Genomic DNA, 6,539 nt, shown 5'->3' with positions numbered 1-6,539 from the left:
TTGCTCTACCACCTGCCGTTTCAGCTCCACACTGAACTTCCGTTTCGGATTCATGGCACCATCCTTTCCTCGTATCAAAATACCAATCCGTGCCAAATCCTCCTAACCTTTTGTGTCCAGTCTCAGGGGTGCAGTCCAGTTTAGGTGGGATGGAAGACTGCAGAAGGGCAATCATGAACCGTTAATCTCAAAAGAGCTCTTTGATCAAGTTCAAGGTCAACTAAAGAGATTTAACAAGTCGAAAGAGAAAACACACACTTTTGCTTTTAGAGGTTTGTTAACTTGTGGTTATTGCGGCTGCAGCATGACTGCTGAAATCCACAAGGGCAAGTATATTTACTATAGATGCACTGGAGGCAGGGGTAAGTGCAGACAGCCTTTTATCCGCGAAGAGGAAGTTGCTCTGAGGCTTGGGCGAGTGGTTAAGGCCATTTCAATTGATGAATCTTTGGTCGAGTGGATCAAAGAAGCGTTAAAAGCCAGCCATGCCCAGGAGAATGAATATCATAAGCGAGTGACTGACGATCTCAAGAAGGAATTATCAAAACTTGAGAATCGCATTGCCAGGGTTTATGAAGACAAATTGGATGGAAATATACAGGACAGTGAATGGCGGACGCTTCACGATAGATATTCATTGGAGATTGAAGGCATCAAAGGGAGGCTCAATAGACATATAGATGCCAATATTGATTACTATGAAAAGGGTTCGATTATCTTAGAACTCGCCCAAGATGCATATAATCAATACCTTAAGCAGAGCAATGGCGAAAAGAAGAAACTTCTGGATTTTGTGCTTTCGAACTGCATCGTGAAGGGTGATGACTTTGAACCGGTGTACCGTCAACCCTTTGATTTGCTTGCAGTTTACAGGGAGAAAGAAGACCAAGAAAAAAGGCGATTAGGTCAAAAATCGCCAATCCATCAACTTTGGCGTCCCCAAGGGGATGCGAACCCCAATTTCGTGATACAGGATATGGACTTACGGCTGCTGAGACAAATTTGAGACAGATTTCAGCGGCCTTCACAGAAGAATTGGAACTCCTACGACCTTCAGGTTATGAGCTCTTTCTAACTTCCAGACCGGGGACAATACGGAACACTTAAGGACAACAATAGAACAACCTACGCTGACCCAATTTGTCCCGTGTTGTCCTTGATTATTGCCTGTTTTGGCTAATTCTGTTAGAAAATTGTTAGAAAGGCGTGTATGTAATTGTAGACTTCGCGGGATATATTATGAGTTATAAAAGGCAGGCTATTTAAGCCTGCCTTTCGATAATTCTACGACCGCTTACTTCATCAGCAGCATCTTCTTTGTCTGACTCACGTCACCGGCTTTGAAGCGATACAAATAGATGCCCGTCGAGACAGGATCACCGGTGTCATTATTACCATCCCAATCAATTCGATACGATCCGGCCGATTTCGTTTCATTAACCAGAGTCCTTACTTTCTGACCCCGTATATTGAAGATATCGATGGTCACCTGCGCACGTCTCGCTAAGGAGTAATCAATGGTTGTCACGGGGTTGAACGGATTGGGATAATTCTGCAATAACTGATATGTCTGCGGTAAAGTGGGCCCAGGGTCGTCGATTCCCATGGCGGCCGCATTAATTTTGGTCACAATGGCATCTCTATGGGTATTATAGCTTGAATCATAAGCGTTATAGGTAGGGAAATCAGTCGAAGCAGTAAATCCCGTCACATATATACTGCCGAAACCATCAACCGCGATGTCATATCCGAATTCATCTGCACTTCCACCGAGGTAACTACTAAAGACCAGAGAATTTCCGTCTGGCGAAAACTTCGTCACAAAAATGTCAATATATTGCTGGTAAGGTTGGAGTGGATTTTGGGTAGGGAAGTTGACGGAATGAGTCCTTCCAGACAAATAGGCGCATCCGTAACTATCGACACATATGCCATAACCTTCATCATAATCGTCGCCGCCCAAATACGTGCTATAGACAGCAGCGTTACCAGCTGCCGATAATTTAGTTACGAAGGCGCCACTTCCGGCCTGGGAGGTTTGATAAGGGTTCTGAAGGGGGAAATCAGTGGAAGAAGTAACTCCGGTTACATAGGCACAACCCGCGATATCGACCGCAATATCATTGCCATAATCAAAATCGCTTCCACCGATGTAAGTGCTATAGAGGAGGGAATCGCCTTCATCTGAAAACTTGGTAACAAATGCATCATAGCCAAATTGGTTGGTCTGAAACGCGTTTTGAATGGGGAAGTCGGCAGCTTCGGTAATACCAGTCACATATGCGCAACCAGAGCCATCTATCGCGATGCCATAAGCAGCATCGCTTCCAGTTCCCCCAAGATAAGAACTATAAATCAAGGAATTTCCATCTAGCGAAAGCTTGGTCACAAATACATCAGAGCCATGTTGATTACCCTGATATGGGGTTAGTGTAGGGAAGTTGGTAGAATTGGTTTGCCCGGCTACATAAGCATAACCCGCATTATCGACCGCAATACCAAGGCCATCATCATCATCATTACCCCCCAAATAAGTACTATAGATAAGGGAGTCACCATTTGCCGAAAGCTTAGTTACAAAAGCATCGCTATAGCCGCCGTTAAAGCTCCCGTCATAAGGATTTTTGGTTGGGAAATCAGAAGAAGCAGTATATCCTGTCACATAAGCTAAGCCGTCGCCATCAACTGCGATTCTACGGCCATATTCATTACCACTTCCCCCCAAGTAAGTACTATAAATAAGAGATTTGCCATTCGCGGATAGCTTGGTAATAAAGGCATCATAATTACCTGTGCCGCCTTGATTTGGCTGGTATGAATTTTGTGTGGGGAAATCGGTGGAAGCAGTCTGTCCGATTACATAAGCGCAACCTGCGTTATCGACAGCAATACTCCAGCCCAGATCGTCGCCGCTTCCCCCAAGGTAGGTGCTATAAAGAATCTCTGGATCAATAATCAGCGTAAAGGATGGGTCAAAATTGTCAACAATAAATCCAAAAATACCCGGTTTGATCAGACTATAACGCCCCGAAATAGAGACCTTCGTTCCATTCTTTTCCTGATAGATTTCCGGAATGGCTTCATAAATTGTCCCAAAAGATGTTTGAGCACATAGGTCGCCAGTATTAGTCACCGAAAGATTTTCCACACCGCGGTAGCAGATTTGAATCTGGTATAAATCAGCTCCCGGATTTACGATAAAGTCATATTTTATCCCATGGCCATTGCCACGATAACGCAAATCGATGTTGGGGTAGATATCCTTATAGATGATTGTTGAGTAGATGGCTACATCGGTTCGCCATTTTGTTGGGTTGTTGCTATAGAAGTAATTGCAATTGTGTGCCAGACGGTCTTCGCCAATCATTTCCGGATTAGGGTTGGCCCCGACGAACTGCGCCTTAATAAGTAGAGCGTCTTTCTTATAGATTGGTTTTCTCATTTCATCAGGAAAGCCCGGCATATTCTCTCTATGATCCATTGCGCATTGGTCGATCTCGTTGGTATTTCTAGTAAACAGATAGGCCACTTCATCCTTGCAGAAATAAAACGCTGCGCCACCGGCTTCGGCTTTAAATAATGTCTTCTCGCCCCACTGCCCGCGGTTTTCAGTAAAAGCCAGCGGCATAGAGGAAAAATTGGCCATTATCTTTTGTTTATCCATTGTTTTGCCCAAAGCCAATTGGGCCTGAATGTTAATACATAAAACCAATGCGATAACCGCGCATAACACCACAAACAATGTTTTCATCCAATTACTCCTTTCACAATTAAAGGCCACATTATTCAAAATCCGCAAACATCCAACTCTTTTGGCGGATACTGTAATAAATTCTGATAAAATTATATGATAAATTGTTTGAATTATCAATGACATTCACAAATATAAACCATGATCAAAATCGGGCAGCCTTGCGACAGCCCATTATATCATAAGCTTTCCGAATCAATCCTTCGGCGCCAGAGCTTCCTTGACCTCCCGCATCGGTGGAGGCAGGTGACCATGGTAATAGCTCGGGATTACGCTGAGAATAGCGTAAAACGCCACTTAGTCAACGTGGCCAGTGATAGCCCAGTTGCGGAATTCGTCTCGTAGCCCCCGTCATAGAATACCTATTTTATCGGCTTTTCGCTTTTTGAATGTTCTGTCCCCTTCATCAAGCCTATCTTACTTTTGACAGACCGTCGCTATCCGATTCTGACGTGGGCAAAAAAACCCTTTGAGAATTCAGACTAAGATATATATTAGAGTGTAAAGATTCCCGGTCGGCTGACACCACGCCGCACCCCATCGGATGCCGATTATTTTGGTTTTGAAGCCTTATCGGAGAATATCAATATGAAAAGGACGATAGCGGTATGCATTCTGGGGTTATTACTTCTCACCTGTTCGAAGAAATCTACTAACCCCCCCGAAAATAATCCGCCGGTTCGTACCCCCTTTACCATTAGTTACACGGCTGATCCTGCGCGAACAGCCAGTGCTCACATCGCTGCGGCAGTTGGCGGCAGCCTCACAGCACTTGACAAAGACAGCGTCGCATTCGAATTGACGATTCCACCCTACGCACTTCCATCGGATACAACGATTTCGATCACACCGTTCTCTTTTTTGCGCATTGGCGGACCGGGCGGCGACACCTGCCCTACTTGTACCGACTCAGGCAGCCTGTGCTGTTACCGGGGCGCAGTCTTCGAGCCGAGCGGCCTGGTGCTGGATTCACCGGCCGTGCTGACAGTCCGGTTGCCTAAACACTTTGGTTTCCCCTATCCCCATGGAGCCTTAATTGTATACCTGGACTCTGCTAGTAAGAGCTATCAGTCGTGCTTCACGACCTATGACACCGCCGCCGGATGGTTGCGCGCAGAGATTACTCACTTTAGCGGCTACGGCACCGATGACGAACGGTACGACCGCTTTGAAGAAGAGATCTATCAAGCGGGCGAGAAGTTGTCCTCGGATGTAGGCACCTGGGCGTTTTATATTGATCTATACCCGCTCAAGCAGCTCCGTTTTACCTGCGATGGCTGTGATCATCCTGATCTTCCGTTGAACGCCTGCTATCCTGATCTGATTACTGCCATCGAGAAGATTGTTTTGGATGCCTATACCCGTCACGCCGCCTTAATCAGGGGGAAGGCAGTCCTGCAAGAACCGTGTGACGCTCTTGTGAACCTGTATATGTGCTTTGGGAATATAGACGCCCTCTTTGAGGTGTGGGGACCTTGGAGCAATTTTGACGATTTCGGTCCAATCAAAAATGACCTTCGCAATGACTACGTGGCGCTGGTGTATAAGACCGGCAATGAAGGGCATCGTTTATGTGAAGCCGATTCCTGTGATGCCGGTATGGAGCTATTGGCTTGTGCTCATGACGCCATTCGACTATCGAACCACTCAGGAATCGACTTTGACGATGAGTTCTGTGCTTCGATCAACAACTGGATGATTAATTGTCAGTGCGGCTTTGATGTCTCGATTTTTTCGGACAAGGACGTCGTGCATAAGATTGCTGTTTCTGAGGGCGATGCGGAGAATTGCATTGTCCGCTATTCCGCCGGTGTCCACAACAACGTGACGAACGAGCCTGTTGAGAGCGCACATGTACAGTTTTACGAGTTGACCGGCCCCGTCGGTACCCATTTCATCGGATCAGGCGATACGGACAGTACCGGTCGTTGTGAGATTATCTACGAAGGCTCTGACTTCGCCGTTGAGTGTGGAGATAATACGATCCACCGTGTCTTTGCAGAAGTAGTGCATAGCAGCAAAGTATATTACTCGGACACAGTATCCGTGGCCGTACGTGGTCTACGGATTGCGGTATCAGTGGATTTCCAAGCCCACCACAAAGTCACAGGAGATGAGAATAATCCAGGATACCTTGAAGAGGCGACTGGTTCGATTATCGGTACTATAACCGGTCCCGGCAATGCTTCTGGGTTCGACTCAAGTTGCTGGGATGGTGGTTTTTCCATAGTCTGGACCAGGGAGTATGAAAACCCATTTATAAAGGTATCGTCAGTCGGTCGACTGCTAAATCCGAAGACAGCCTTCTATCCGGTCGCGGGCTATACCACAGACTCTACCGTTATCGTCCCAGGGACATCCGTCTCGGTCAAGCTGCTCACTACGATTAGTGCCCATTTGAATTTCCTGGCGACATATTATGCGGTGGAAAGGAGCGGTACCACGGATGGGAGAACCTATTGCGATACCACGTCTGAATGCATCTTCGGCGGTGGTTATTGGAACTGGTATGTTCTCGGTTTCGCTACTCCACCGGTTTTTCAGGTCACAGATGGGTCATGTGAGCCATTTCATTGGACGAGGGACACACTCGGCACAACCTCGTCACAGACGGTTATTGTTGATCCCATTTTCTAGTGTTGTGTCCCATAAATAACTTGACGGCACGATTTAAACTATTTATTATGGGGTATGAGCAATGTTAGTCGACCTCTCAGATTGAATCGTATTCAGCGGCGGGAATTGGAAGCTTTGGTGAGGCTGGGTAAGACGCCGCAGAAAGTGGCCT

3 protein-coding genes are annotated in these 6,539 nt (G+C 46.4%); 2 read left to right on the top strand and 1 reads right to left on the bottom strand.

The window, feature by feature from the left end:
- Positions 1-112: 112 nt before the first annotated feature.
- Positions 113-1,006 (top strand): recombinase zinc beta ribbon domain-containing protein, encoded by an 894-nt coding sequence (locus NT002_00205; protein ID MCX6827699.1) that lies wholly within the window; start codon positions 113-115, stop codon positions 1,004-1,006.
- A gap of 288 nt (positions 1,007-1,294) precedes the next feature.
- Here NT002_00205 and NT002_00200 read toward each other — a convergent pair whose 3' ends face one another.
- Positions 1,295-3,751, bottom strand: coding sequence for an SBBP repeat-containing protein (locus NT002_00200; protein ID MCX6827698.1), 2,457 nt, complete (start codon positions 3,749-3,751; stop codon positions 1,295-1,297).
- 588 nt (positions 3,752-4,339) lie between these two features.
- Here NT002_00200 and NT002_00195 point away from each other — a divergent pair.
- Positions 4,340-6,388: a hypothetical protein gene (locus tag NT002_00195; protein MCX6827697.1), complete on the top strand. Its 2,049-nt coding sequence runs from the start codon at positions 4,340-4,342 to the stop codon at positions 6,386-6,388.
- The last annotated feature ends 151 nt before the right edge of the window (positions 6,389-6,539 follow it).

This window comes from Candidatus Zixiibacteriota bacterium, assembly GCA_026397505.1.
In the GTDB taxonomy this organism is placed as follows: domain Bacteria; phylum Zixibacteria; class MSB-5A5; order GN15; family PGXB01; genus JAPLUR01.
The sequence above is the reverse complement of the archived record's forward strand: the minus strand, read 5'-3'. Positions and strand labels throughout refer to the sequence as shown.